Origin of the sequence: Neobacillus drentensis, assembly GCF_036966985.1 — a bacterium.
GTDB classification, from domain to species: domain Bacteria; phylum Bacillota; class Bacilli; order Bacillales; family Cytobacillaceae; genus Neobacillus; species Neobacillus drentensis_E.
On the sequence record NZ_JBALSN010000236.1, the window covers coordinates 11,398 to 14,022 of the forward strand.

Annotated in this window: 3 protein-coding genes and 2 pseudogenes; all 5 read left to right on the plus strand. The window is 46.2% G+C overall.

The window, feature by feature from the left end; genetic code table 11:
• Positions 1 to 161, plus strand: a pseudogene (locus V7659_RS15980) (thymidine kinase); the annotation flags it as partial.
• Between the two features lie 130 nt (positions 162 to 291).
• Positions 292 to 438, plus strand: coding sequence for a hypothetical protein (locus V7659_RS15985; protein WP_335540836.1), 147 nt, complete (start codon positions 292 to 294; stop codon positions 436 to 438).
• Between the two features lie 86 nt (positions 439 to 524).
• A complete protein-coding gene (locus V7659_RS15990) occupies positions 525 to 1,034 on the plus strand; it encodes a hypothetical protein (protein ID WP_335540837.1) in 510 nt (169 codons plus the stop codon).
• 183 nt (positions 1,035 to 1,217) lie between these two features.
• Positions 1,218 to 2,291: a peptide chain release factor 1 gene (prfA, locus tag V7659_RS15995; protein ID WP_335540838.1), complete on the plus strand. Its 1,074-nt coding sequence runs from the start codon at positions 1,218 to 1,220 to the stop codon at positions 2,289 to 2,291.
• A pseudogene (locus V7659_RS16000) lies at positions 2,284 to 2,625 on the plus strand (peptide chain release factor N(5)-glutamine methyltransferase); the annotation flags it as partial. The gene prfA and the pseudogene V7659_RS16000, both read left to right, overlap by 8 nt.

A 2,625-nucleotide genomic window follows, 5' to 3' on the forward strand; every position in this document is an offset into this window, starting at 1 on the left:
GCCGGACACAGCGCTTGATTGACGGCCATCCAGCCTCCTACCATGACCCAGTCATCTTAGTGGGCGCCTCTGAAGCATACGAGCCTCGCTGCCGCCATCACCACGAAGTCCCAAAGACGGCGTCAAACCGGACAAGCATCGAGCAAGAAGCAACAAATTAGTATAAGGGTGTCGTCAGTTTACATAATTAGTGCCTGACACCGTAAATGATCTTAACACTATGATTAACTACTATAACTGTCTGAGAAGGGGATTCTCGGGCAGTTTTTTTGTTTGGTTAGGGGTTGTGGTTTGTTTTGTGGCGGTGATTTAGGCATTGGCGGAATTGTTGGGTGGTTTGGCGGAATTAATCTAGAGTTCGGCGGAATCGTGGGGAATTTTAGCGGAATAAGGATTAGATTCAGCGGAATCAAGCTCAGGTTTGGCGGAATCGCATGATGTGCATCAATAATTTTGCTTCTTGGAAAGAATTCACTCGTCCGATAGCTGCAGACTCCGGGCATGATAGTAATGGGAGGTGTAAGATGCAAAAGTTTATGCTGTTTCTCTCGTTATGTATGATGTTTTTTGTTAGCGGCTGTAATGGAAATCAGGGTGGGAATCATGGGAATGAAGAGGCCTATAATCTTAAGAGTGACCGGTCGGCACCGAATTATATGTCCAACCGTGATGGCAATACGCCTGCAAATATGTCCAATCGCGGCGAAAATAAGCAGCGGATGGTTGAAGATGATATTACCAACCAAAATCCAAATTTCCTCAACCTGAATCGGACGGGGAGCGGCTCTGAAACGGGCGGCGGAAAAGACACAGGCGAAGATATCAACAAGGCAAAACAAGTGATTGCTGATACAAATGAATTTACGGTTGATTCAGTCTGGGTCAATGGCGACCGGATGTGGGTATCTGTTTATAAAAAAGGAATGCAGTCCGAACAGGGAAAAGTTAAGGCAGAAGCTCGGCTTCACCGGAAACTAATTCAGGCTTTGCCGCGCTATAAAGTGGAGGTACGGGTAAAAGAAGATCGTAGGTAGCATGCTCTGAATTTCAGGGCATGTTTTTTTTAGGAGGTCCGTTTAATGAGTTCATTTTAATAGGGGGATTTTAAAGTAATAATTCACTGTGAAAAAAATATACCCAGGAATTTGGTTTTGACGGTTGTTTTCACCTATACTATAATTAGAATGTTATGGACAAAAAATTGAGGTGAATAGACTGTGTTTGATCGTCTTCAATCGGTGGAAGATCGCTATGATAAGTTGAATGAACTTTTGAGCGATCCAGAAATCATTAATGATTCAAAAAAACTACGTGATTATTCAAAAGAACAATCTGATATACAAGAAACAGTACAAACATATCGTGAATATAAAGAAGCGCGTGCGCAGCTTCAGGATGCGAAAGCGATGTTGGATGAAAAGCTGGATGCTGAGATGCGTGAAATGGTCAAGGAAGAAGTTAGTGAGCTCGAGGCGCAGATCGTGGAATTAGAAGCAAAGATGAAGATTTTGTTGATTCCGAAGGATCCGAACGATGACAAAAACGTTATCTTTGAAATCCGCGGCGCGGCGGGCGGAGATGAGGCGGCTTTGTTTGCAGGGAACTTATATCGCATGTACAGCCGTTTTGCGGAAGCGCAAGGCTGGAAGATTGATGTTCTTGATGCGAGCCCGACTGGTCTTGGTGGCTACAAGGAAATCAGCTTTATGATTAACGGTCAGGGTGCATATTCGAAATTGAAATTTGAAAACGGCGCACACCGTGTGCAGCGTGTTCCAGAGACAGAATCAAGCGGCCGGATTCATACGTCAACGGCGACAGTGGTGTGTTTGCCAGAAGCAGAAGAAGTAGACGTGGAAATCAACGATAAAGATATTCGTTTTGATGCGTTCGCATCGAGCGGCGCCGGCGGACAGTCCGTTAACACAACAATGTCAGCGGTTCGTTTAACGCATATTCCAACAGGGATTGTCGTTTCGATTCAGGATGAGAAATCGCAGCATAAGAACAAAGATAAAGCGATGAAGGTATTGCGTGCCCGTATTTATGATAAGTACCAGCAAGAAGCGCAGGCGGAGTATGATTCTGTCCGTAAATCGGCAGTTGGTACGGGGGACCGTTCGGAGCGGATTCGTACGTATAACTTCCCGCAAAACCGGGTGACGGACCACCGCATCGGCTTAACGATTCAAAAGCTTGATCAAATTTTGGAAGGCAAGCTCGATGATATCATCGATGCGCTGATTATGGATGATCAAGCGCGCAGGCTGGAAGATGCCTCAAATGAGTAATAAAGTGTTCGAAGCTCTTCAATGGGCTTCTTCTTTTTTAGGTCCAGCCAATCGTGATGCGAATGCGGGTGAGCTTTTGCTGCGCCATTTCACGGGGATGAGCCGGGCGCAGTTGTTTGCGAATATGCACGATGAGTTAGCGCCGGGTGTGTGGGAAGACTTTGAAAAAGCGGTTTTTGACCATGTGAAGGGTGTTCCGGTTCAGTATATCATCGGGACGGAGGAGTTTTATGGGCGGCCGTTTCTTGTCAATGAAGAGGTGCTGATTCCTCGTCCGGAAACGGAAGAACTCGTCTACGGCGCGCTCCAACGGATCAAGCGGCTGTTTGGCGGC

Bases quoted from the DNA above. Each gene is read 5' to 3' on its own strand.
- V7659_RS15990 (WP_335540837.1), top strand. From the start codon at position 525: ATGCAAAAGTTTATGCTGTTTCTCTCGTTATGTATGATGTTTTTTGTT.